Raw genomic sequence first — 23,768 nt, 5'->3', positions numbered from 1 at the left:
GTCCCCCTCAGCCCTTGGCCACGGCACGGAGCCGGTCGACCACGTCGGCCCGCAGATCAGCGGGCTCCACCACCACCACGTCCGGCCCGAACTCCACCAGCCAGGCGTCCAGCCCGTGCCCGTACGGGATCTCCAGCTCGTCCCAGCCGTCCCCGCCCTCGCGCACCGCCGTGGCCCGGGCCCGCAGCGGGTACCCGGCGCCCGCGCGCAGCCGGATCAGCGCCGAGCGCTCCGCGCTCTCCCCCGCCCAGCTCGCCACGGTCTCCCGTACGGTCACCACGTCCGGGACCTCGGCCGTGTACCTCCCGGCACGGCTCTTGACCTTGCCGCAGATCCGCGACAGCCGGAACACCCGCTCCGCGCCGCGGTCACGGTCGAAGCCCGCCAGGTACCAGTGGCCGCGCCAGCACTCCAGCGCCCACGGCTCCACCTGGCGCGCCTCGGGACGCGCCGCGTTGGACTTGCGGTAGTCGAAGGTGACCGGGCGCCGGTCCCGGCAGGCCAGCATCAGCGGCTCGAAGGCCGCCTCGTGGACCGGGATACGCGGCTCGATCGCGCTGTGCTGGCCGTCGTAGGCGTCACCGGCCTCCGGCATGCCGCCGGCCCGCAGCTTCTGCAGGGCCCCGCTGGCCGCGCCCGCGAGCCGCGCCTGCTGCCACACCTTGGCCGCCAGGCCCAGGGCCGCGGCCTCCTCGGCGTCCAGCGACACGGGCGGCAGCCGGTTGCTGTCGCGGCGGGCGAGGTAGCCGGGCTCGCCCTCCAGGTTCTCCACCGTCTCGATCACCAGACCGAGCTCGCGCAGATCGTCCTTGTCCCGCTCGAACATGCGGTTGAAGGACTCGTCGTTGCCGGCCTCCATATAGGCCTCGATGGAACCGCGCAGCTCACGCTTGCTGAGCGGCCGGCGGGTCCCCAGCAGACACAGCGCCAGGTTCATCAGCCGCTCGGCCTTGGCAATCGCCATCGACGCCCGTCCGCCCTTCTCACACCTACACATCGTCTGACACGTACACAGTCGTGACCGTTGACCGTACCGCCCCGGCGGGCCCCCGCAAAAGCGAGGGGCCCCAGCCGAAAAGGCTGGGGCCCCGCACCGGTCACGACCGGAAGGATCAGACGCCCATCAGGTCGCAGACGAAGATCAGGGTCTCGCCCGGAGCGATCACGCCACCGCCGGCACCGCGGTCGCCGTACGCCAGGTGCGCCGGGATCGTCAGCTTGCGACGGCCGCCGACCTTCATGCCCTGGATGCCCTGGTCCCAGCCCGGGATGACCTGGCCGGCACCCAGCTGGAACTGCAGCGCGGAGCCGCGGTTCCAGGAGGCGTCGAACTCCTCGCCGGTGGAGAAGGCCACGCCCACGTAGTGGACCTTGACCGTGGCGCCGGCCTTGGCCTCCGGGCCGTCACCCTCCCAGATCTCCTCGATCAGGAGGTCGGTGGGGGCCGGGCCCTCCGGGAAGTCGATCTCGGGCTTCTCGAGCTTGTCGCTCACGGAACTGCTCCTCAAACTCACGAACGTCGGGGTCCCGCCCGGACGCGGCCGGGGGGAACAACCGGGACAGTCTTACATCAACGCCAGGATGTCGAGGCTGAACACCAGCGTCGAGTTGGCCGGGATGTTGCCCTGCTGCTTGTCGGCGAAACCCTGGTCGGGCGGCAGGACCAGCAGGACGCGGCTGCCGACCTTCTTGCCGAGGATGCCGTCCTTCAGGCCCTTGACGGACAGCTGGTCCATCGGCCACGTCACCGTCTGACCGGAGGTGTACGTGCTCTCGAAGGTCTTGTCGTCGGCCCACAGCTTGCCGTTGAACTTGACGACGACCTTGTCGGAGTCCTTCACCGCCGGGCCCTCGCCCTCCAGGACATAGTTCGACACCAGCTTGGCCGGCGGCGTCACGTCCTTGGGAACCGCGACGGACACCTCCTTGCCGTCGGTGTTGGTGCCGACCTTGGGCAGGTCCTTGTTCTCCTGCGCGACCTCCTTGCCCGTGGCCGACGGCGGGATCGTCGCACCCTTGACGATGTCCACCACGAACACCAGCGTGGAGTTCGGCGGGATCTTCTCGCCCGAGCCCTGCGCGCCGTACCCCTGGTCCGGCGGGATCACCAGCTCGACACGGCTGCCGACCTTCTGGCCCTCCAGGCCCTTGTCCCAGCCCGGGATGACCATGCCGGCACCGACGGTGACGTCGAACAGCGCGCCACGGTCGAAGCTCGTGTCGAACGGCTCCTTCTTGTCCCACACCTGGCCGTAGTAGTTGACCTGGGCGACGTCACCCTTCTTCAGGGCCGGGCCGTCGCCCGCGCTCAGGACCTCGACCTTGAGTTCCTTGGGCGGGGCGCCCTTCCCCGGGGACAGGGCGGGCTTCTCCCCGAACTTGGCGCCCTTCGTGATCGCGGGCACCCCGTTCTTCATCTGGACGGAGTCGGAGCCTTTGTCGTCGCCACAGGCCGCTGTCGACAGCAGCAGAAGGGGTACGACAAGCAGGCCGGCAAGTCGGCGCACGTGTTCCTCAGATCTCAGACGGCACAAAGGGTCGCCGCCACTCTAAGCCGTGCCGAGGGCCCCGTACGAGTGACGTACGGGGCCCCGCGACGGATCACAACCAAGATCACATGCCGGCGATCAGCTTCTCCACCCGGTCGTCCACCGCACGGAACGGGTCCTTGCACAGCACCGTGCGCTGCGCCTGGTCGTTCAGCTTCAGGTGCACCCAGTCCACCGTGAAGTCCCGCCGCTGCTCCTGCGCCCGCCGGATGAAGTCACCGCGCAGCCGCGCCCGGGTCGTCTGCGGCGGCACCGACTTCCCCTCGAAGATCTTCAGGTCGTTGCAGATCCGCGCCGCCTGCCCCTTGCGCTCCAGCAGGTAGTACAGCCCCCGCCTGCGGTGGATGTCGTGGTACGCGAGGTCTATCTGCGCCACCCGCGGGTTCGACATGGTCATGTTGTGCTTGGCCCGGTACCGCTCGATGAGCTTGTACTTCATGACCCAGTCGATCTCGGTCTCGATCCGGTCCAGGTCCTCCGCCTCGACCGCGTCCAGGGTCCGGCCCCACAGCTCCAGCACCTGCTCCACCGTGCCGGTACGGATCCCCCGGCGCTCGGCGAAGTCCACCGCCTTGTCGAAGTACTCCCGCTGGATCTCCAGCGCCGACGCCTCCCGGCCACTGGCCAGACGCACCTTGCGCTGCCCCGTGATGTCGTGGCTGACCTCCCGGATCGCCCGGATCGGGTTCTCCAGGGTCAGGTCCCGCATCACCGTGCCCGCCTCGATCATCCGCAGCACCAGGTCGGTGGCCCCGACCTTGAGCAGCATCGTCGTCTCCGACATGTTCGAGTCGCCCACGATCACATGCAGACGCCGGTAGCGCTCGGCGTCCGCGTGCGGCTCGTCCCGGGTGTTGATGATCGGCCGGGACCGGGTCGTCGCGGAACTGACGCCCTCCCAGATGTGCTCGGCCCGCTGGCTCACGCAGTACACCGCACCCCGCGGCGTCTGCAGCACCTTCCCCGCGCCACAGATCAGCTGCCGGGTGACGAGGAACGGAATCAGGATGTCCGCCAGGCGGGAGAATTCCCCGTGCCGCGCCACCAGGTAGTTCTCGTGACAGCCGTAGGAGTTGCCCGCCGAGTCGGTGTTGTTCTTGAAGAGATAGACGTCGCCCGCGATTCCCTCCTCGTGCAGGCGGCGTTCGGCATCGACCAGCAGACCTTCGAGAATCCGCTCGCCGGCCTTGTCGTGCGTGACCAGTTCGGTCACGTTGTCGCATTCGGGAGTTGCATATTCCGGATGCGAACCCACGTCCAGGTACAGGCGGGCGCCGTTCCGCAGGAAGACATTGCTGCTGCGGCCCCATGACACGACACGGCGGAAGAGGTAGCGCGCCACTTCGTCAGGAGACAGTCGGCGCTGTCCCCTGAACGTGCACGTGACGCCGTACTCGTTCTCCAGCCCGAAAATGCGGCGGTCCATGACTGAACATTACGCCTTCTGCTGTGTTCTGAAACCGGGTTCGAGAACGCCGTTTCGATCAGTTTCTGATGAGCGGGTCCCCGGAACCCGCAGGCGCGCCGGTCACACCACGCCCCCGGCCCGGCGCCGCCAGCACCCGCTGAGTGGCCATCAGCACCACCAGGGCCAGCGCCCCGCCCGCCGACGCCACCCCGAAGCCCGCCGCCGTCCCGCCCAGTTCCACCGCCGGACCCGCCACCGCCGTACCCATCGCCGCACCCACCCCGAAGAACGTCACCAGCCAGGAGAACGCCTCCGTCACCGTGCCCACCGGAGCATGCCGGTCCACCACGATGAACGCGCACGCGATCGACGGGGCCAGGAACACCCCCGCCAGCGCCGCCAGCGCCGTCATCGCCACCGGATCCGGGGTCAGCATCAACGGCACGTAGCACACCGCCAGCAGCGCCACCAGCAGCCGCAGCCGCCGCTCCGGCGCACCCCGCCAGCTGCGCGCCCCGTAGACCACACCGCCGATCAGCGCACCCAGCCCCAGCGCCGCCATCAGCCAGCCGTACACCGCCTCGTTCCCGTGGTCGTCCGCGTACGCCACGCCGGCCACCGTGATGGACCCCAGCGCCGTCCCCACGAAGAAGAACGCGCCCAGCAGCGCCAGCAGCCCTCCCGAACGCAGCGCGCCCAGCCAGTGCGCCTCGCGCGGCGCCGAACGCCAGGCACGCGACGGCGGCGAGAGCACCACCGACAGCGCCCCCAGCACCCCCACCGCGTTGATCACCAGCAGCGCCACCGCCGGGTCCCACAGCGCCACCAGCAACGTCACCAGCAGCGGACCCACCGTGAACATGACCTCCTGGGCCACCGCGTCCATCGCGTACGCCTGGTGCACCCGCTCCTCGCGGCCCCCCAGCACGTTCGGCCACAGGGCCCGCAGGCCCCCCTCCAGCGGCGGCGTGAACAGCCCCGCGACCACCACCGCGGCGTACGCCCCCAGCACCGGCGTGGTACCCGCCAGCGCCAGCCACACCATGCCCAGCGCCGAGACCAGGGCCGCCGGCAGCTGCACGCGCGGCTGGCCGTACAGGTCCACGGCCCGGCCCAGCAGCGGCTGACCCACCGCGTTGGCCACCCCGTACACCGCGGCCAGCGCACCGGCCAGGCTGTAGCTGCCCCCCTCGGCACGGACGAAGAGCACGATCGCGATCGGCGCCGTGCCGTTCGGCAGCCGCCCTATGAGCGTGCCGACCAGCAGCCTTGCCGCGTGCCGCGTCCTCAGCAGCTCCGCGTATCCCGCGGCCATGTCCGCCCCTTTCCGCCCGGACCCCACCGAGGATCGCAGGTAATACGTATAACGTGACGGGTCATACGTACCATGGCCGCATCCCGCGGTCCACCCCGCACCCACCCCGCACCCGCCCCACACCCCACGACCTCGCACGTCAGGAGCCCCGTGTGACGAGACCCACCAGCCGCGACGTCGCCCACGCCGCCGGGGTCTCCCAGGCCACCGTCTCCCTCGTCCTCGCCGGAAAATGGCGCGGCCGCGTCTCCGAACGCACCGCCACCCACGTCCGCGAGACCGCCGACGCCCTCGGCTACCGCCCCAACCTCGCCGCCCGCAACCTGCGCCTGGGCAGCACCCGCACCGCCCTCCTCGTCGTCCCCGCCCTCACCAACGAGTTCTTCGCCCGCGTCTACACCGGCGCCGCCAAGGTCGCCGCCGGACACGGCTTCGGCGTCGTGCTCTACCTCTCCCCCGACGGCACCGGCCCCGCCCGCGACCCCTTCGCCTCCGCCCGCACCGCCCTCGACGGCATCATCGCCTCCTCCATGGCCACCGACGCCCTCGAAGGCATCCGCGGCGAGGACCAGGACCTGCCCCTGGTCATGCTCGACAGCGACCCCACCGCCGGCGGAGCCTCCGCCTACGTCAACATCGCCCTCGCCGACGGCATGACCGCCGTCACCACCCACCTCCTGGACCAGGGCCACCGGCACTTCCTGCACCTCGCCTCGGCCGTCGACTCCTGGACCTTCGACATCCGCGCCGCCGCCCTCGCCCGCACCCTCGGCCCCGGCACCACCCTGCGCACCGTCCGCGCCCCCCTCACCATCACCGACGCCTGCGCCGCCATGGAACGGGCCCTTGCCGACCACACCGGCCCCGCCACCGCCCGCCCCACCGCCGTCGTCTGCGACGACGACATCCTCGCCGTCGGCGCCTGCAAGGCCGCCCGCCGCCTCGGCCTGGCCCTGCCCGAGGACCTCTCCGTCACCGGCTTCGACGACATGGCCCTGGCCACCGCCGTCGAACCCGAACTGACCACCGTCCGCATCCCCGCCGAACGCGTCGGCGAAGACGGCATGCGCGCCCTCCTGGCCGTCCTGGAAGGCCACGCATGGACGGCCCCGCCCCTCCCTGTCGAACTCGTCGTCCGCGGCTCCACGGCCCCGCCCACGGCCCGCTAGAGCGATGACGCCGGACACCCTCCGGACACACCGGTGCCCCCGGACCGCGAACGGTCCGGGGGCACCGGTGTACGGAAGGAAGAGGAACGACTACTCCGCGTCGTCCGCCGCCTCGTCATTGGACACCGCGTCGGCCTGCGCCGCCGCCGGCACCTCCGGCTCCAGCAGCCGCGCCAGCTGCCGGCCCCGGATCCGCTTGAACTTGCGCTGCTGGACCCGCGTCCGGTCCAGCACCGCCACCTCCAGCCGGTCCGCCGGAATCTCCCGGTCCGCACCGTTGGCCTGACTGGACAGCGCCTGCACCGCCAGCTTCAGCGCCTCCGCCAGCGTCATACCGTCCCGGTGACGCTGATCGAGGAACGTACTGATCTGCTCCGCGTTCCCGCCGACCGCCACGGAGCCGTGCTCGTCCACGATCGAACCGTCATGCGGCAGCCGGTAGATCTGGTCGCCCGCCGCGGTCGCCCCGACCTCGGCGACCACCAGCTCCACCTCGTACGGCTTCTCACCGGCCGAGGAGAAGATCGTGCCGAGCGTCTGCGCGTAGACGTTCGCCAGCCCACGGGCCGTCACATCGTCACGGTCGTAGGTGTATCCGCGCAGATCGGCGTAGCGCACCCCGCCGATGCGGAGGTTCTCGTACTCGTTGTACTTGCCCGCGGCCGCGAAACCGATCCGGTCGTAGATCTCGCTGAACTTGTGCAGCGCGCGGGAGGGGTTCTCACCGACGAACACGATGCCGTCGGCGTACTGCAGCACGACCAGGCTGCGACCACGGGCGATGCCCTTGCGGGCGTACTCGGCCCGGTCGGCCATGGCCTGCTGGGGTGACACATAGAACGGAGTCGACACCGGCTGTCCGTCCCTTTCTTCTGGGCGACGAGGGCGAGGAGGAGGGGCGGGTCAGAGCAGGGCCGCGCGCGGCCCGTCGGGCTGCTCCAGCCGCCGGTTGGTGACGCTGCGGGCGAGTTCCTGCGACTCCTCGTCCGTCAGCCGGCGGAAGCCCTCGTCGGTGATGACGGTGACGATGGGATAGATGTGACGGTAGAGGTCCGGCCCACCGGTCGCCGAGTCGTCGTCGGCGGCGTCGTACAGCGCCTGCACGACCAGCGTGGTGGCCTGCTCCTCCGTCAGGTCGGGCCGGTACAGCTTCTTCATGGACCCGCGGGCGAAGATGGACCCCGACCCGGTCGCGGCGTAACCGTGCTCCTCGGAGCGGCCGCCGGTCACGTCGTAGGAGAAGATCCGGCCCTTCTCACGGGCCTCGTCGTACCCGGCGAACAGCGGCACCACGGCCAGCCCCTGCATGGCCATCCCCAGATTGCTCCGGATCATGGTCGACAGCCGGTTGGCCTTGCCCTCCAGGGAGAGGGTCGCGCCCTCCACCTTCTCGAAGTGCTCCAGCTCCAGCTGGAACAGCTTGACCATCTCCACGGCCAGGCCGGCCGTACCGGCGATGCCCACCGCGGAGTACTCGTCGGCGGGGAACACCTTCTCGATGTCCCGCTGCGCGATCATGTTCCCCATGGTCGCCCGCCGGTCACCGGCGAGCACGACCCCGCCGGGGAACGTGGTGGCGACGATGGTCGTCCCGTGCGGCGCCTCGACGACACCCTCGGGCAGCTTCCGGTTCCCGGGCAGCAGCTCGGGCGAGTGCGCCCCCAGGAAGTCCATGAAGGAGGACGACCCCGGCGTCAGGAAGGCGGCGGGGAGGCGCCCGGTGCTACGAGTGTTGGCTTCCACGCGTTCCCTCCAAGTATTGGATGGCCCGACGAATGCGGTCGGGGTTCTCCTTCAAGAGGCCGAGGCCCGTATTGCAGTTGAAGCACAGTACGCCCCGGACCCTACCCGTCTTGTGACAGTGATCCACATGCACGGCTGGTGCGCGAAGACAGATGATGCAGACGCCGCCCTGAGCCGCGATCATCCGATCACGCTCGGCTTCGGTGAGGCCGTACTTGCGCTTCAGGTGGTCCGCCCGCATGAGCGGCTTGCGGCACGCCTTGCATCGAGTGGCGAGCCCGTCGGGCGCACTGTTGCGGCGATGCCACTCACTGTGCGGCTTGATCTCCCCACAGGCCCGGCAGAGCTTGTGACCTTCGGGCACCTCGATCCGCTCCCGGACCTCCTTGCCCTCAGCCTCCCGACGGGCTCGATAGCGCCGCGCGCAGTATTCAGCCACACACTTGCGACAACGCGTCTGGAGCCCGTCGGGACGGTTCCGGTCCGCCGCGAAGGAAGCAGGCTCAAGCAGCTCGAAGCAGCCTCGGCACTGCTTCCCATTCGGCAAATCGGACATTTACCTCATTGCCCACCTTTCTGGACAAATGAGCGCACGAAATCCTCGGCGTTCTCCTCGAGTACATCGTCAATCTCGTCAAGAACCGAGTCGACGTCGTCGGAGAGCTTCTCCTGCCGCTCCTTGAGGTCGGACTGCGCCTCGGCGGTCTGCTCCTCGACCTCCTCGGTCGAGCGCTGCGCCTTCTGCTGTCCGCCGCCGGTGTCCTTGGTCGCCATGTCTACCTCACCCCGCTCGGTTCGCACGCTCATGACGAGGGACCCCGGGACGGGATCCCTCAAGATCAGACCCTATGTCGGACCCTACAAGGAGGGCCCGGCGTTCGTCCCCGCACTTCCATAACGTGCGGGTGCTTTCATGATTCCCGGCCCGGCGGCCTTTCAGCCGTCCTCAGCCCCCGGAAAGCACCCGGACCAGGTCCTCCGCCGTGCGGCAGCGGTCCAGGAGCTCCTTGACGTGCTTGCGGGTACCCCGCAGGGGTTCCAGCGTCGGGACGCGCTGGAGCGAGTCCCGGCCCGGGAGGTCGAAGATCACCGAGTCCCAGGAGGCCGCGGCCACGTCGTCCGCGTACTGCTCCAGGCACCGGCCCCGGAAGTACGCCCGGGTGTCCTCCGGCGGCTTGCTCTCGGCCCGCTCCACGTCCGCCTCGTCCAGCAGCCGCTTCATCTTGCCGCGAGCCACCAGACGGTTGTACAGGCCCTTGTCGGGACGCACGTCCGCGTACTGGAGGTCCACCAGGTGCAGGCGGGCCGCGTCCCAGTCGAGGCTGTCGCGGCGCCGGTAGCCCTCCAGGATCTCGCGCTTCGCGATCCAGTCGAGTTCCCCCGACAGGCTCATCGGGTCGCTCTCCAGCCGGCCCAGCACGTCCTCCCAGCGGGAGAGGACGTCGGTGGTCTGCTCGTCCGCGTCGGAGCCGAAACGCTCCTCCACGTACTTGCGCGCCAGCTCGAAGTACTCCATCTGAAGTTGTACGGCGGTCAGGGTGCGACCGCTGCGCAGTGTGATCAGATGGCGCAGGTCCGGGTCGTGGGAGACCTGGTGCAGGGTGCGCACGGGCTGGTCCACGGCCAGGTCGACGTTGATGAAGCCGTCCTCGATCATGGAGAGGACCAGTGCCGTCGTACCGAGCTTGAGGTACGTCGAGATCTCGGAGAGGTTGGCGTCGCCGATGATCACGTGGAGGCGGCGGTACTTCTCCGCGTCGGAGTGGGGCTCGTCGCGGGTGTTGATGATGGGCCGCTTGAGGGTGGTCTCCAGGCCGACCTCGACTTCGAAGTAGTCCGCGCGCTGGCTGATCTGGAAGCCGTGCTCGCGGCCGTCCTGGCCGATGCCGACGCGTCCGGCGCCGGTGACGACCTGGCGGCTGACGAAGAAGGGCGTCAGGTGGCGCACGATGTCCGAGAAGGGGGTCTCCCGCTTCATCAGGTAGTTCTCGTGCGTGCCGTAGGAGGCGCCCTTGTTGTCGGTGTTGTTCTTGTAGAGCAGGATCGGCTGGGCGCCGGGCAGCTGGGCGGCCCGTTCGGCCGCCTCGGCCATGATCCGTTCGCCGGCCTTGTCCCACAGGACGGCGTCGCGGGGGTTGGTGACCTCCGGGGAGCTGTACTCGGGGTGCGCGTGGTCGACGTAGAGTCGCGCGCCGTTGGTGAGGATCACGTTGGCGAGGCCGATGTCCTCGTCGGTGAGCTGGCTGCTGTCCGCGGCCTCGCGGGCGAGGTCGAAGCCGCGGGCGTCCCGCAGCGGGTTCTCCTCCTCGAAGTCCCAGCGGGCGCGTCGCGCCCGGTGCATCGCCGCCGCGTAGGCGTTGACGATCTGGGACGAGGTGAGCATGGCATTGGCGTTCGGGTGACCGGGGACGGAGATCCCGTACTCCGTCTCGATCCCCATTACTCGCCGTACGGTCATGCGGCCCTCCTTGCCCGGCGGCGCTCCCCTCTGTGGGAGCGGCGCTCACGTACCGCTGGTGCGCGGTATCCGGTGCGTGTGCGGTGCCCGTCCCCGCACTGCGCGTCCGGCGGTACGGAAGAGCCTAGAGCGGCACCGCGCTCGTGGGGAGATCATTTCGGTCATTGCGTGTGCCCTGTCACCGGCCGAAAAGCAGTCGGCTGCGGGTGCCCCTGGTAGGGCACCCGCAGCCGCCCCGCTGGTCGGGTCAGAGGTACTGGCCCGTGTTGGCCACCGTGTCGATGGAGCGTCCGGTGTCCGCGCCCTGCTTTCCGGTGACGAGGGTGCGGATGAAGACGATCCGCTCGCCCTTCTTTCCGGAGATCCGGGCCCAGTCGTCCGGGTTGGTGGTGTTGGGCAGGTCCTCGTTCTCCTTGAACTCGTCCACGCACGCCTGGAGGAGGTGGGAGACCCGCAGGCCCTTCTGGTTGTGCTCGAGGAAGGCCTTGATGGCCATCTTCTTGGCCCGGTCGACGATGTTCTGGATCATCGCGCCGGAGTTGAAGTCCTTGAAGTAGAGGACTTCCTTGTCGCCGTTGGCGTACGTGACCTCGAGGAAGCGGTTCTCCTCGGTTTCGGCGTACATCTGCTCGACGACGGTCTGGATCATGCTGTGGACCGCGACCTCGGGCGAGCCCTGGTGCTCGGACAGGTCGTCCGTGTGCAGGGGCAGGGAGGCCTTGAGGTACTTCGCGAAGATGTCGCGGGCGGCCTCGGCGTCGGGGCGCTCGATCTTGATCTTCACGTCGAGCCGGCCGGGGCGCAGGATGGCCGGGTCGATCATGTCCTCTCGGTTGGAGGCGCCGATGACGATGACGTTCTCCAGGCCTTCCACGCCGTCGATCTCGGCGAGCAGCTGGGGGACGATGGTGTTCTCCACGTCCGAGCTGACTCCGGATCCGCGGGTGCGGAAGAGGGATTCCATCTCGTCGAAGAAGACGATGACGGGGGTGCCCTCGCTGGCCTTCTCCCGGGCTCGCTGGAAGACGAGGCGGATGTGGCGCTCGGTCTCGCCGACGTACTTGTTGAGGAGCTCGGGGCCCTTGATGTTCAGGAAGTAGGACTTCCCGGCGGGCTGGCCGGTGACCTCGGCGACCTTCTTGGCGAGCGAGTTGGCCACGGCCTTGGCGATGAGCGTCTTGCCGCATCCGGGCGGTCCGTAGAGCAGGATGCCCTTGGGCGGGCGCAGTTCGTGCTCCTTGAACAGGTCCGGGTAGAGGTAGGGGAGCTCGACGGCGTCGCGGATCAGCTCGATCTGGTCGCCCAGGCCGCCGATCTTGGAGTAGTCGATGTCCGGGACCTCTTCGAGGACGAGTTCCTCGACCTCGCTCTTGGGGACGACCTCGTAGACGTAGCCGGAGCGGGGTTCGAGCAGGAGGGCGTCGCCGGGGCGGATGGTGATGTCCAGGAGCGGCTCGGCGAGCCTCACCACCCTTTCCTCGTCGGTGTGCCCGACGACCAGGGCGCGCTCGCCGTCCTCGAGGATCTCCTTGAGGGTGACGATGTCCCCGGCCCGTTCGAACTCCATGGCCTCGACCACGTTGAGGGCCTCGTTGAGCATGACCTCCTGGCCGCGCCGGAGGTCTTCCGGGTCGACGCTGGGGCTGACGTTCACGCGGAGCTTGCGGCCGCCGGTGAAGATGTCGACGGTGCCGTCCTCGTTCGCCTGGAGGAAGACACCGAAGCCGGCCGGCGGCTGCGCGAGCCGGTCGACTTCTTCCTTGAGGGCCACGATCTGGTCGCGTGCCTCACGGAGGGTATTTGCCAGTCGCTCGTTTTGTGCGGAGACGCCGGCCAGGTTTGTCTGGAGCTCGACGATCCGCTCTTCGAGAATCCTCGTGTGTCGCGGAGAGTCGGCGAGCTTACGTCGCAGGACGGCGATTTCCTGCTCGAGATAGGCAACCTGACCGGCGGGGTCGTCGGACCCCCGACCGGGCCGGATGCCGCGGTTGATGTCGTCGTCGTGGGCTGCCACGGTCCTCACCTCCTCCAAGGGGAGCTGGACGCTTCCTGACCCTACCTGGGCTGGTGGTGATTGAAACCCCTAGATCACAAAGACGGTAGAGGTGTGTCCGATCTTCACCCTTGCGTACTCCCTCACGCCAAGGAAATACCCACCCATCAACATCTGAAAGCGGCCGGTTGTAAGGTCGAGGCGTTCAACACCCGTCAGGGCTCGCGCGACTTGCCGCGATGTGTGACGGGAATGGTTCACGGAGCGCAGGGAACGGCAGGGGATATGACCGTGCAGCACGAGGCACCGATCGAGCACGCGGGCGGCGCCGGCGTGGCCGGGGGGCCGCTCGAGGTGTGGATCGATCAGGACCTGTGCACCGGGGACGGGATCTGCGCGCAGTACGCGCCGGAGGTGTTCGAGCTGGACATCGATGGTCTGGCGTATGTGAAGAGCGCGGACGACGAGCTGCTGCAGGACCCGGGGGCGACGGCTCCGGTTCCGCTGCCGCTGCTTCAGGACGTGGTGGACTCGGCGAAGGAGTGTCCGGGCGACTGCATCCATGTGCGGCGGGTCTCGGACGGGGTCGAGGTGTTCGGTCCGGACGCTGAGTGACGGTTCAGATGCTGCGCGCGTTCGGGCCTGTCAGCTCCTGGCTGAATTTTCCGTCGGTCCACCGCCACTTGGCGAGCTGTTCGGTGTCGGGGCAGCAGCGGGGCACTTCGGGGGCGGAGTAGCCGAGGAGGGTCGCGGTGACGGCCTGGTCGCGTACGGCGAGCTCGGTGACGTTGCGTCGTGCGGCGGGGGCGAGGAGGGTGGCGACGACGCGGGGGCGGGCGGCGTCGGCGACGACGTAGAGCGCGTGGGGCGGGGTGCCGGAGCCTGCGGCGCACTGGACGGCGACGACGGTTTCGGGGTGGCCGTCCCCGTCGAGGTCTCCGGTGGTGGTGGCGGTGACGTTCTGGGCGACGCCGCGGCAGTCCAGGGGGTAGGTCAGGCCCGTGGTGTCGGGTGCGGCGGGCGGGGCGGGTGTTCCGGGGGCTGCCGTGGTGGTGGTCGCGGTGCCGGCGGCCGGGTCGGGCTGGAGGAGGCCGGCTGCGGCGATGACGGCGGCCATGGCGGTGGCGGTGGCCAGCCAGTGCAGGGGGCGGGTGCGGGTGTGCTCCAGTTCCGGAACGGGGAGGCTCTGCACGCGGGGTGGCTCCTGGGGCGGCGTGACGAGGGGGAGCGAGCATCGTGTCACACCTCACGTTCGTCCGGAACGGGCGGGGTGGGGCAACGAAAAGGCGCCGTGGCGCAGTTCCCCGGTGGGTGCGGGAACTGCGCCACGGCGCGGGCAGGTTGTGGCGGGTGTGTCAGCCGCGGCCGGATCCGGAGCCTGAGCCGGGGCCCTCGTAGTCCTCGCCGTAGGCGCCCTTGGCGGGGCGGCGGCGGCGCAGCGGGGGCTCGACGCCGTCGGCGAGGCGGCGGGCGGTGACGAGGAAGCCGGTGTGGCCGATCATCCGGTGGTCGGGGCGGACGGCGAGGCCTTCCACGTGCCAGTTGCGGATCATCGATTCCCACGGCTGCGGCTCGGCGAAGCAGCCGATCTCGCGGATGGACTCGACGGTCTTGGACAGCTGGGTGGTGGTGGCCACGTAGCAGCACAGGATGCCGCCGGGGACGAGGGCCTTGGAGACGGCGTCCAGGCACTCCCAGGGGGCGAGCATGTCGAGGATCACGCGGTCGACGTCGGTGTCGGACAGGTTGTCCTGGAGGTCGCCGACGGTCAGCTGCCACGCGGGGTGCGGGCCGCCGAAGTAGCGTTCGACGTTGTCCTTGGCGATCTCGGCGAAGTCGGCGCGGCGCTCGTAGCTGTGGAGCATGCCCTGGTCGCCGATGGCGCGCAGCAGGAAGCTGCTGAGGGAGCCGGAGCCCACGCCCGCCTCCACGACGCGGGCGCCGGGGAAGATGTCGGCGAAGGCCAGGATCTGGCCCGCGTCCTTGGGGTAGACCACGGCGGCGCCGCGGGGCATGGACAGGACGTAGTCGGGGAGCAGGGGGCGCAGCGCGAGGTAGGCGACGTTCCCCGTGGTACGGACAACACTGCCCTCGGGAGCACCGATCAGCTCGTCGTGCGGGAAGGAACCCTTGTGGGTGTGGAAGTTCTTCCCGGCTTCGAGCGTGAACGTGTAGTGGCGTCCCTTGGGGTCGGTGAGCTGGACCTGGTCCCCGACCTTGAAGGGCCCGCGTCGGCGGGCGGCACCGGTCGGTTCGGACATACGACCAGCCTACCGGGCACTAGGCGGTGGGTCGTGCCATGGCCTTCACGAAGGCCTTCTCGACGTCGAGGGTGGACAGGACGCCGTAGACGGCGCCGTCGGGCTCGATGACGAGGTATTCGGTGGCGGGGGTGGCGTTGAGGCGGTCGAGGAGTTCTTTGCCGGCGAGGTCCGCGGAAACCTTCATGCCGTCGACGAGGTCCTGGGCGAGGGCGGAGACGGCGACCCAGGGGCGGCGGTGTTCGGGGACGGAGGCGATGGCGCTCTCGCGGACGATGGCGGTGGGGTCGCCGAGGCCGTCGACGACGACGAGGGCGCGGGCGCCGGCGGTGTTGGCGCGGCGCAGGGCCTCGGAGAGGGGGGTGGCGGATTCGACGGGGATGGCGCGGCGGGTGAGGGTGCGGGCGCGTAGTTCGGGGAGGTGTTCGCGCAGCCGGGCCATGCGCAGGCTGTTGCCGGCGCCGGACCACATGATGGCGGCGAGGAGGGCGGCGAGGAGGGCGTTCATGACGGTGTCCATGCCGCCGAGGTCGTCGGTGGTGCCGCCGATGACTCCGGTCTCGGTGAGCAGGGGCAGGCCGAGGAGGACGGCGACGGCGATGGCGCGGCCGACCCAGGCGGCGGCGATGGTGCCGGTCATGGCGCGGCCGGTGATGCCCCAGACGACGGCGCGGAGCATGCGGCCGCCGTCGAGGGGCAGGCCGGGCAGGAGGTTGAAGGCGGCGACGATCAGGTTGGAGATCATCAGGCCGGCCAGCAGGACGCCGGGGACGGTGCCGGGGTCGACGGCGGTCATGCCGAGGTAGAAGACGCCGGCCAGGAGCAGGGAGAGCAGGGGGCCGACGAAGGCGAGGACGAATTCGCGGCCGGGGGTGCCGGCCTCGTCGACGTCGGTGGCGCCGCCGAAGAACTGGAGCTGGATGCGGCGTACCTGGAGTTTGAAGCGGAGTCCGGCGACGGCGTGGGCGAGTTCGTGGACGAGGACGGAGGCGTAGAAGGCTACGGCGAAGAAGAGTGCGACGAGGTAGCGCAGGGGGCCGAGCTCGGGCAGGAGGCGGTCGAGCTGCTCGCCGAAGATCCAGGTGATGAGGGCGGCGACCAGGAGCCAGCTGGGCTTGACGTAGACGGGTACGCCGAAGGGGCGGCCCATGAGGAGTCCGCCGCCCGGTTCGGAGCGGGTGGTTCCACGCTCGCCGGTTTCGTCGGTTTCTGCCACGGCTGTCCTTCGGTCGGTGCGGTCCTGCGGTCCGCGGCGTCGCGCGGTGTGATGCTTCGATCATGCAGTGCGAGGGGGGCCGGCGTCGATGGTATGCGTGTCGTTGTCGGTGGCGGGTCGTAGGGTTCTCTGTTATGACGACGAGCCCCGGTCCCGAATCCGACGCCGCCACGCCGGGCGCGGCCCGGCCCACGTCGCTGTCCCCGTCGCGGGCGAGCGATTTCATGCAGTGCCCGCTGCTGTACCGGTTCCGGGTGATCGACAAGCTGCCGGAGAAGCCGAGTGCGGCGGCGACGCGGGGGACGCTGGTGCACGCGGTGCTGGAGCGGCTCTTCGACCATCCCGCTGACGAGCGTACGGCGCCGCGGGCCAGGGCGCTGGTCCCGGGGCAGTGGGACCGGTTGCTGGAGTCGAAGCCGGAGCTGGCTCAGCTGTTCCCGGAGGATGACGGGGGTGCGGGGCTGGCGCGGTGGCTGGCGGAGGCCGAGGCGCTGGTGGAGCGCTGGTTCACGTTGGAGGACCCGACTCGGCTGGAGCCGGTGGAGCGGGAGTTCTTCGTGGAGACGGAGCTGGAGTCGGGGCTGCGGCTGCGCGGGATCATCGACCGGGTGGACGTGGCGGCGACGGGTGAGGTGCGGATCGTCGACTACAAGACGGGCAAGGCGCCGCGGGCGGAGTACGCGGACGGTGCGCTGTTCCAGATGAAGTTCTACGCGCTGGTGGTGTGGCGCCTGAAGCGGGTGGTGCCGCGCCGGCTCCAGCTGGTGTATCTGGGCAGTGGGGACGTGCTGACGTACGACCCGGTGATCGCGGATCTGGAGCGGGTGGAGCGCAAGCTGCTGGCGCTGTGGGAGGCGATCGTGGAGGCGACGGAGACGGGTGAGTGGCGGCCGCGGCCGACGAAGCTGTGCGGCTGGTGTGATCACCGGGCGGTGTGCCCGGAGTTCGGGGGCCGGCCGCCGGTGTATCCGTTGACGATCTCCCGGCGGGATCCGGGATCGCCGGTCAGGGCAGAATGAGGCGGACCGTACGTATCCGCCGATGACGAAGAGGTTTTCCGTGGCGATCCGCGTCCTTCTGGTCGACGACCAGCCGCTGCTGCGCACCGGTTTCCGGATGATCCTGGAGGCGGAGGGCGATCTGGCGGTGGTCGGCGAGGCCGGGGACGGCCTGCAGGCGCTGGAGCAGGTGCGGGCGCTGCAGCCCGACGTGGTGCTGATGGACATCCGGATGCCGCGGATGGACGGGGTGGAGGCGACCCGGCAGATCACGGGGCCGGGCCGGGACGGTCCGGCGAAGGTGCTGGTGCTGACCACGTTCGACCTGGACGAGTACGTGGTGGAGGCGCTGCGCGCGGGGGCCAGTGGTTTCCTGCTCAAGGATGCGCCGGCGAACGAGCTGGTGCAGGCGATCCGGGTGGTCGCGGCGGGTGAGGCGATGCTCGCGCCGAGCATCACGCGGCGGCTGCTGGACAAGTACGCGGGGCATCTGCCGTCGGGTGAGCAGCGGGTTCCGGATGTGCTGGCGACGTTGACCGAGCGGGAGGTCGAGGTGCTGAAGCTGGTGGCGCGCGGTCTGTCGAACGCGGAGATCGCGGCGGATCTGTTCGTGAGCGAGACGACGGTCAAGACGCATGTGGGTCATGTGCTGACCAAGCTGGGGCTGCGCGACCGTGTGCAGGCCGCGGTGTACGCGTACGAGAGCGGTCTGGTCCGCCCGGGGGCGCAGTAGGAACGCCGCGGCGGGCCGGAACGGTGTTCCGGCCCGCCGGGGGGTTGATCGGGGTGGTGCTCAGCCCTTGCTGATCTCCCAGAAGCGGAACACCGTCGAGGCGTCCAGCGACCACTGCAGGCCCGTGATGTTCGGGCGGGAGACGGCGTACTGCTTGCCCTGCCACAGGGGCAGGACCGGGATCTCCTCGGCGACGATGTCCTGGAGCCGCGTGTAGTCGGGGTTGGCGGAGACGCGGTCGGACTTCGCGGAGGTCGCCGGGATGATCGTGCCGGTGATCTCCTTGTTGTCGTAGTTGTTGCCGAGGACGTTGCCCGGGCCGAAGAAGGGCTGGGTGAAGTTGTCGGCGTCGGGGTAGTCGGGCACCCAGCCGATGACGTACACGCCGTACTTGCCGGCGGCGATGTCCTTCTCGTACTGCTCGTACTCGACGGACTTGACGTCGGCCTCGAACAGGCCGCTGTCGTTGAGCTGCTTGGCGATCAGCGAGAGCTGCTGGTCGGTGGCGGGGCCGTAGCGCGACGGGGTGCCGTAGAGGGTGAGCTTGACCTTGCCGCTGATGTTGGCGGCCTTGAGGGCGGCCTTGGCCTTCTCGGGCTGGGGGGCGCCGCCGTAGCGGTCGAAGAAGGCCGTGTTGTGGGCGGGGATACCGGCCGGGATGATCGAGTACAGCGGGGTCGCGGTGCCCTCGTAGACGTCCTTGACCAGGGCCTCGCGGTCCACGAGGTAGGAGATGGCCTTGCGGACGGGGAGCTTGCCGGTGACCGGGTCGTTGGTGTTGAAGACCAGGTACTGGACCTCGGCGCCGGTGCCCTGGACGACCTCGACCTTCTGGGAGCCGGACTTGGAGGCCAGGCCCGCGATGTCCTTGGCGTTCAGGCCGCGGAAGGCGAAGTCGACGTCGCCGCTCTCCAGGGTGTTCTTCAGGGAGGTCTGGTCGCCGTCGAAGAACTTCAGCGTGACGCCGGTGTTCTTGGCCTTGGCCTTGCCGGTGTAGGAGTCGTTGACGGAGAAGTTGGCGGCCTTGTTGGTGAAGGAGTCCAGCTTGTAGACGCCGGAGCCGACGGCCTTGTTGTCGGTGCGCAGCTTGTCGGCCGGGTACTCGCGGTGGTCGACGATGGCGCCCGCGCCCGAGGCGATCTTGCTCGGGAAGGTCGCGTCGGAGGTCTTCAGGCGGAAGACGACGGTCTTGTCGTCGGGGGTGTCGATGCCGGCGATCGAGCCGAGCAGGACGGCCGGGCCGTTCGGGTCCTTGATCTTCAGCGTGCGCTCGAAGGAGTACTTGACGTCCTTGGAGGTGAGGGAGTTGCCGTTGCTGAACTTCAGGCCCTCGCGCAGGGTGCACTTGAACACCTTGCTGTCGCTGCCGTCGAAGACGCAGGACTGGGCGGCGTCCGGCTCGGGCGCGGTGCCGCCCTTGGGGAAGCTCAGCAGCGACTGGAAGACGTTGTTGAAGAGCAGCCAGGAGCCCGGGTCGTAGCCCGACGCGGGGTCGGTCGACTTGACCTTGTCGGATATGCCCATGACGACGCCCTTGCCGCCGCCGCCCACGCCGCCCTCCGTCGAACCGCAACCGCTGAGCAGCGCTGCTGCGGTGGCCGCGCCGAGCGGTGCCACCAACCACTGGTTACGTCTCATCACGAACGTCCTTCTCCGTCTAGCTTGTCGTTGCACGTGGTTGCGCCTGATGCGCGGTTAACGGTTGCGGCGTCAGCCGCTGACACCCCGGCCGAGTTCCCACAGCTGGAGGTCGGAGATGGCGTTGACCGACCACTCCACCCCGGTGATCCCGTCGCGCGCGGCGACGTACTGCTTGCCCTGCCACAGCGGGAGCACGGGGACGTCGTCGGCGACGATCTCCTGCATGTCCGCGATGACGGAGTCGGCGGCCTTGCGGTCGGCCGCGCGGCGGGATTCGGGGATCAGCCTGGTGCGCACCGTGTTGTTGGCGTACGGCGTGCCCAGGAAGTTGTCGTGCTCCAGGAAGGGAGCGAGGAAGTTGTCCGCGTCGGGGAAGTCGGGGAACCAGCCGAGGCCGTAGGCCGCGAACTCGCCCTTCTTCTGCGCGGGACGGAAGGCGGCCCATTCGGCGCCCTGGACGGTGATGTCGAACAGTCCGGTGCCGTTGAGCTGGGTCTTGAGGGCCTCGAACTCGGCGGCGGTGCCGTCGCCGTAGTGGTCCGTGGTGTAGTTCAGGGTCAGCTTCACGGGGGTCTTGACGCCGGCCTCGCGCAGCAGCGCGGCGGCCTTCGGCGTGTTGGCCTCGCCGTACTTGTTGTAGAACGCGTTGACGTGGCCGCCGACGTTGGTGGGGACCAGGGAGTACAGCGGCTGGGCGGCCTTGCCGTAGACCTTGGAGATGATGTTGTTGCGGTCGACGGCGGCGGCGAGGGCCTGGCGCACGGCCTTGTTGTTCACCACCGGGGCCTCGGTGTTGAAGCCGAGGTAGCGGATCTCCAGGCCGGGCATCTGGACCAGCTTGACGCCCTTGGGGGGCTTGCCGGAGAAGTCCTTGATCTGGGCGGGCGACAGGGTGCGGGAGACCATGTGGACGGAGCCTTCGGTCAGGGCCTTGCCGACGGCCTCGGAGTCCTCGAAGGTGCGCAGCTCGACCCTGTCGTTCTGCAGCTTGATGTCGCCCTTGTAGTGGGGGTTCTTGGTGAAGACGGCGCGGACGAGGTGGTTGTCCTTGACCTCGGCCTTCATCGTGTACGGCCCGGAGCCGTCCACGGCGAAGCCCGCGCGGAGCTTCTTCGCGTCGTACGTCTTCTGGTTGACGATGCCGGTCGCGGGGGTGGAGAGCTTGTACGGGAAGGTCGCGTCGGGGGTCTTCAGGTGGAAGACGACGGTGTCGGCGCCCTTGGCCTCGACGGTGTCGAGGGTGGACAGCAGGGCGGACGGGCCGTTCTCGTCCTTGATCGTCAGCACTCGGTCGATGGAGTACTTGACGTCCTTGGCGGTGATCGGGTCACCGCCTGCGAACTTCAGGCCCGGGCGCAGGGTGCAGCGGTAGCTCTCGTTGCCGGCGTCGGTGAAGCGGCAGTCGGAGGCCGCTTCGGGGACGGGCTGGCCGCCGCCGCGGGGGGTGCGCATGAGGGTCTGGATGGTCTGGCGCAGCACGTTCCAGGCGCCGGCGTCGTAGGCGTACGCCGGGTCGAACGGGGCGGGGGCGTAGTCGGCGGCCTCGAACCGGTCGGTGGTCCCGACGACGATCGTTCCCGAGCCTGCTGTTCCGCCGGTCGCGCTGCCGCATGCGGTCAGCACCGGGGTGAGCAGGCCGGCCACGGCCGTCAGCACCAGGGTCTTGCGGTTCATCCTCGACGTACTCCCTCGACCGGCACGTGGTCACTGCGGTGAAAGGGGCACGTCGCGGCGCTCGCCCGGTCAGGGCGGAACGATCGGGCCGGTGTGTTGACGATCGGTCCACTCGGCCCGGCACAGGGGTATGTGTCCGGGTCGGCAGCGGTGCGGTGCGGTGCCCGGCGATGACATTAGTGGTCCGGGACGGTATGGCTGGAACCGAGCGAACGGGGCAGAACAGCACACCGTGATGGGCACGAACTGCCCGCTCACACCAGTGTCTCGACAGATTCGGTCATGAGCTGATCAATCCGGACACAAGGGAACCCCCAGAGGTGCCGGAAGGGGCTCCCGAGGGGGTCCGCGGAGGGTCGCCGGGTGACCAAGGTCACCTCGACCTGACGCTGTGAAGGGGGATGGAATTTCGGCCTCCGGCCGCTCACGCGGAAGATCCTTCCGTGTGACGTCGATCCCACCCCGATCTGTTCGGTACGCAGCGTGCGCGGTCAGTTCATCGGAGTGATGAGCGCGCGCAGGAAGGACAGGTCCACGTCCTCCAGGGAGCCGACCACCGTCCGGCCGGGGGCGGCCGGGATCATCCCGACGGAGGGCACCGCCACGACCCGGCAGCCGGCGGCCTCGGCGGCGGCCACGCCGGTCGCGGTGTCCTCGACGACCGCGCACCGCGGGGGGTGGGCGCCCAGGGTCCTGGCGGCCAGCAGGTAGGGGTCGGGGTGGGGCTTGGTCCGCGGCACCTCGTCCCCGGCGACGGTGAGGTGGAAGCGCTCGGGTCCCAGCGAGCGCAGCACCCGGTCGATGACCCGCCGGTGGGAGGCGGAGACCAGGGCGGTGGGCACGTTGTGCCGGGCCAGCTCGCTCAGCAGCCGCTCGGCACCGGGCATCAGCGGCACGCGGTCGGCGATCCGGGCCTCGAAGCGCTCGTTGAGGAGGACCGTCAGCTCGGCGAGGGTGATGTCGGCGCCGGTGGACTCGATGAGGAAGCCCGCGCTGCGGCTCATGGGTCCTCCGACGACGATGTCGCGCCAGGACTCGTCCAGCCGGTGGCCCAGCTCGCCGAAGACCGCGACCTCGGCGTCCCACCAGAAGCCCTCGGTGTCCACGAGCGTGCCGTCCATGTCGAGCAGCACCGCCTGGAGGGCGGATCCGTCGGCCGTAGGCGCGACAGGGGCGGGAACGGTGCTGGTCATACGGCACGACCTCTCAGGAGGGACAAGAAGGCCGGTCACCTCTTCCCGCGGGCGTGCCCGGAAGGAACAGGCGACCGGCCTGTGTGGGACCGACAAGTGTACGTCGGCGGCCCTCAGCGTGCGTTGAAATACTTCGCTTCGGGGTGGTGGATGACGATGGCGTCGGTGGACTGCTCGGGGTGGAGCTGGAACTCCTCCGACAGGTGGACGCCGATCCGCTCCGGCTGGAGCAGGTCCGCGATCTTGGCGCGGTCCTCCAGGTCGGGGCAGGCGCCGTAGCCCAGGGAGAAGCGGGCGCCGCGGTACTTGAGGTCGAACATGTCCTCGACGTTCGCGGGGTCCTCGCCCCCGAAGCCGAGCTCGGCGCGCACCCGGGCGTGCCAGTACTCGGCGAGGGCCTCGGCCAGCTGGACCGAGAGCCCGTGCAGCTCCAGGTACTCGCGGTAGGAGTCGGACTCGAACAGCTTGGCCGTGGCCTCGCCGATCCGGTTGCCGACGGTGACGACCTGGAGGCCGACCACGTCCGTCTCCCCCGACTCCTCGGGGCGGAAGAAGTCCGCCAGGCACAGGCGGCGGCCGCGGCGCTGGCGCGGGAAGGTGAACCGGGTCAGCTCGGAGCCGTCCTCGTGGAGGAGGATCAGGTCGTCGCCCTTGGAGACGCAGGGGAAGTAGCCGTAGACCACGGCCGCCTCGAGCAGGTTCTCGGTGTGCAGCTTCTCCAGCAGGCCGCGCAGCCGCGGCCTGCCCTCGCTCTCCACGAGCTCCTCGTACGTCGCCCCGCCCGCCCGGGCCTGCTTCAGGCCCCACTGGCCCTTGAACAGGGCGCCCTCGTCGAGCCAGGAGGCGTAGTCCTTCAGCGGGATGCCCTTGACCACGCGGGTGCCCCAGAACGGGGGCGTGGGGACGGGGTTGTCGACGGCGACGTCGGAGCGGACGCCGCTCTCGGGCTCGTCCACCTCGGGTACGGGCGCTTCGCGCTTGGCGACGCGGCGCTGCTTCAGCGGCGGCAGCTCGGCGCCGGGCACACCGCGCTTGACGGCGATCAGGGCGTCCATGAGGCGCAGGCCCTCGAAGGCGTCGCGGGCGTAGCGGACCTCGCCCTCGTAGATCTCGTGGAGGTCCTGTTCGACGTAGGCGCGGGTCAGGGCGGCGCCGCCGAGGATGACCGGGTAGTCGGCGGCCATCTTGCGCTGGTTGAGCTCCTCGAGGTTCTCCTTCATGATCACGGTCGACTTCACGAGCAGACCGGACATGCCGATGACGTCGGCCTTGTGCTCCTCGGCGGCTTCGAGGATGGCGGAGACGGGCTGCTTGATGCCCAGGTTGACGACGTTGTAGCCGTTGTTGGAGAGGATGATGTCGACGAGGTTCTTGCCGATGTCGTGGACGTCGCCACGGACGGTGGCCAGCACGATGG

At 69.5% G+C, this 23,768-nt stretch carries 21 protein-coding genes and 1 pseudogene; 4 read left to right on the top strand and 18 right to left on the bottom strand.

The features are described from left to right. Nucleotides 1–7: 7 nt before the first annotated feature. The 5 genes and pseudogenes from ACIPXB_RS14560 to ACIPXB_RS14540 form a co-directional block, all read right to left on the bottom strand. Nucleotides 8–964, bottom strand: a complete 957-nt coding sequence (locus ACIPXB_RS14560) for a helix-turn-helix transcriptional regulator (RefSeq protein WP_401448995.1) — start codon at nt 962–964, stop codon at nt 8–10. 148 nt (nt 965–1,112) lie between these two features. Then, complete coding sequence (locus ACIPXB_RS14555; protein ID WP_401448992.1) at nt 1,113–1,493, bottom strand: FKBP-type peptidyl-prolyl cis-trans isomerase; 381 nt, start codon at nt 1,491–1,493, stop codon at nt 1,113–1,115. 72 nt (nt 1,494–1,565) lie between these two features. After that, nucleotides 1,566–2,507: an FKBP-type peptidyl-prolyl cis-trans isomerase gene (locus tag ACIPXB_RS14550; protein ID WP_401448989.1), complete on the bottom strand. Its 942-nt coding sequence runs from the start codon at nt 2,505–2,507 to the stop codon at nt 1,566–1,568. Between the two features lie 106 nt (nt 2,508–2,613). Further along, nucleotides 2,614–3,975, bottom strand: a complete 1,362-nt coding sequence (gene pafA / locus ACIPXB_RS14545) for a Pup--protein ligase (RefSeq protein WP_401448986.1) — start codon at nt 3,973–3,975, stop codon at nt 2,614–2,616. A 9-nt stretch (nt 3,976–3,984) separates the two neighbouring features. Then, nucleotides 3,985–5,272, bottom strand: a pseudogene (locus ACIPXB_RS14540) (MFS transporter). 152 nt (nt 5,273–5,424) lie between these two features. Here ACIPXB_RS14540 and ACIPXB_RS14535 point away from each other — a divergent pair. After that, complete coding sequence (locus tag ACIPXB_RS14535; RefSeq protein ID WP_401448983.1) at nt 5,425–6,441, top strand: LacI family DNA-binding transcriptional regulator; 1,017 nt, start codon at nt 5,425–5,427, stop codon at nt 6,439–6,441. A gap of 90 nt (nt 6,442–6,531) precedes the next feature. On the opposite strand, the gene prcA is transcribed toward ACIPXB_RS14535, so the two are convergent. From prcA to arc, 6 genes are all read right to left on the bottom strand, one after another. Continuing rightward, on the bottom strand, nt 6,532–7,293 hold the full coding sequence (gene prcA, locus ACIPXB_RS14530; RefSeq protein WP_401448980.1) for a proteasome subunit alpha: 762 nt from the start codon (nt 7,291–7,293) through the stop codon (nt 6,532–6,534). A gap of 51 nt (nt 7,294–7,344) precedes the next feature. Beyond that, nucleotides 7,345–8,184: a proteasome subunit beta gene (prcB, locus tag ACIPXB_RS14525; protein WP_401448978.1), complete on the bottom strand. Its 840-nt coding sequence runs from the start codon at nt 8,182–8,184 to the stop codon at nt 7,345–7,347. Next, nucleotides 8,165–8,740, bottom strand: a complete 576-nt coding sequence (locus ACIPXB_RS14520; RefSeq protein ID WP_401448976.1) for an endonuclease VII domain-containing protein — start codon at nt 8,738–8,740, stop codon at nt 8,165–8,167. The genes prcB and ACIPXB_RS14520 overlap by 20 nt, the downstream gene beginning before the upstream one ends. A 5-nt stretch (nt 8,741–8,745) precedes the next feature. Beyond that, nucleotides 8,746–8,958: a ubiquitin-like protein Pup gene (locus tag ACIPXB_RS14515; protein ID WP_401448974.1), complete on the bottom strand. Its 213-nt coding sequence runs from the start codon at nt 8,956–8,958 to the stop codon at nt 8,746–8,748. A 172-nt stretch (nt 8,959–9,130) separates the two neighbouring features. Beyond that, nucleotides 9,131–10,642: a depupylase/deamidase Dop gene (dop, locus tag ACIPXB_RS14510; RefSeq protein ID WP_401448970.1), complete on the bottom strand. Its 1,512-nt coding sequence runs from the start codon at nt 10,640–10,642 to the stop codon at nt 9,131–9,133. Nucleotides 10,643–10,889: 247 nt separating this feature from the next. Next, nucleotides 10,890–12,656 (bottom strand): proteasome ATPase, encoded by a 1,767-nt coding sequence (arc, locus tag ACIPXB_RS14505; RefSeq protein ID WP_401448967.1) that lies wholly within the window; start codon nt 12,654–12,656, stop codon nt 10,890–10,892. 264 nt (nt 12,657–12,920) lie between these two features. Here arc and ACIPXB_RS14500 point away from each other — a divergent pair, with 264 nt between their 5' ends. Then, complete coding sequence (locus ACIPXB_RS14500; protein WP_401448964.1) at nt 12,921–13,250, top strand: ferredoxin; 330 nt, start codon at nt 12,921–12,923, stop codon at nt 13,248–13,250. Nucleotides 13,251–13,254: 4 nt separating this feature from the next. Here the strand turns inward: ACIPXB_RS14500 and ACIPXB_RS14495 are convergent, their stop codons facing one another. The 3 genes from ACIPXB_RS14495 to ACIPXB_RS14485 form a co-directional block, all read right to left on the bottom strand. Further along, complete coding sequence (locus ACIPXB_RS14495; RefSeq protein ID WP_401448961.1) at nt 13,255–13,827, bottom strand: hypothetical protein; 573 nt, start codon at nt 13,825–13,827, stop codon at nt 13,255–13,257. A gap of 163 nt (nt 13,828–13,990) precedes the next feature. After that, on the bottom strand, nt 13,991–14,896 hold the full coding sequence (locus tag ACIPXB_RS14490; protein WP_401448959.1) for a tRNA (adenine-N1)-methyltransferase: 906 nt from the start codon (nt 14,894–14,896) through the stop codon (nt 13,991–13,993). A 19-nt stretch (nt 14,897–14,915) separates the two neighbouring features. After that, nucleotides 14,916–16,112, bottom strand: a complete 1,197-nt coding sequence (locus tag ACIPXB_RS14485) for a site-2 protease family protein (protein ID WP_401448956.1) — start codon at nt 16,110–16,112, stop codon at nt 14,916–14,918. Between the two features lie 134 nt (nt 16,113–16,246). Between ACIPXB_RS14485 and ACIPXB_RS14480 the strand changes: the two genes are divergently transcribed. Beyond that, nucleotides 16,247–17,131, top strand: coding sequence for a RecB family exonuclease (locus ACIPXB_RS14480; protein ID WP_401448954.1), 885 nt, complete (start codon nt 16,247–16,249; stop codon nt 17,129–17,131). Nucleotides 17,132–17,171: 40 nt separating this feature from the next. Further along, nucleotides 17,172–17,843 (top strand): response regulator, encoded by a 672-nt coding sequence (locus ACIPXB_RS14475; RefSeq protein WP_401449599.1) that lies wholly within the window; start codon nt 17,172–17,174, stop codon nt 17,841–17,843. A 60-nt stretch (nt 17,844–17,903) separates the two neighbouring features. Here ACIPXB_RS14475 and ACIPXB_RS14470 read toward each other — a convergent pair whose 3' ends face one another. The 4 genes from ACIPXB_RS14470 to ACIPXB_RS14455 all read right to left on the bottom strand — a co-directional run. Continuing rightward, a complete protein-coding gene (locus ACIPXB_RS14470) occupies nt 17,904–19,484 on the bottom strand; it encodes an ABC transporter substrate-binding protein (RefSeq protein ID WP_401448952.1) in 1,581 nt (526 codons plus the stop codon). A gap of 69 nt (nt 19,485–19,553) precedes the next feature. After that, complete coding sequence (locus ACIPXB_RS14465) at nt 19,554–21,158, bottom strand: ABC transporter substrate-binding protein (RefSeq protein WP_401448949.1); 1,605 nt, start codon at nt 21,156–21,158, stop codon at nt 19,554–19,556. Nucleotides 21,159–21,649: 491 nt separating this feature from the next. After that, entirely contained in the window at nt 21,650–22,351 is a 702-nt protein-coding gene (locus ACIPXB_RS14460) for an HAD family hydrolase (RefSeq protein WP_401448947.1), read from the bottom strand. 113 nt (nt 22,352–22,464) lie between these two features. Beyond that, nucleotides 22,465–23,768, bottom strand: a 1,304-nt coding sequence (locus ACIPXB_RS14455) for a vitamin B12 dependent-methionine synthase activation domain-containing protein (RefSeq protein ID WP_401448945.1), incomplete at its 5' end; no start/stop codon positions are given.

The organism is Streptomyces sp. NPDC090022, from assembly GCF_044748145.1.
Taxonomy (GTDB): domain Bacteria; phylum Actinomycetota; class Actinomycetes; order Streptomycetales; family Streptomycetaceae; genus Streptomyces.
This window is presented reverse-complemented; position numbering and strand designations above follow the sequence as displayed.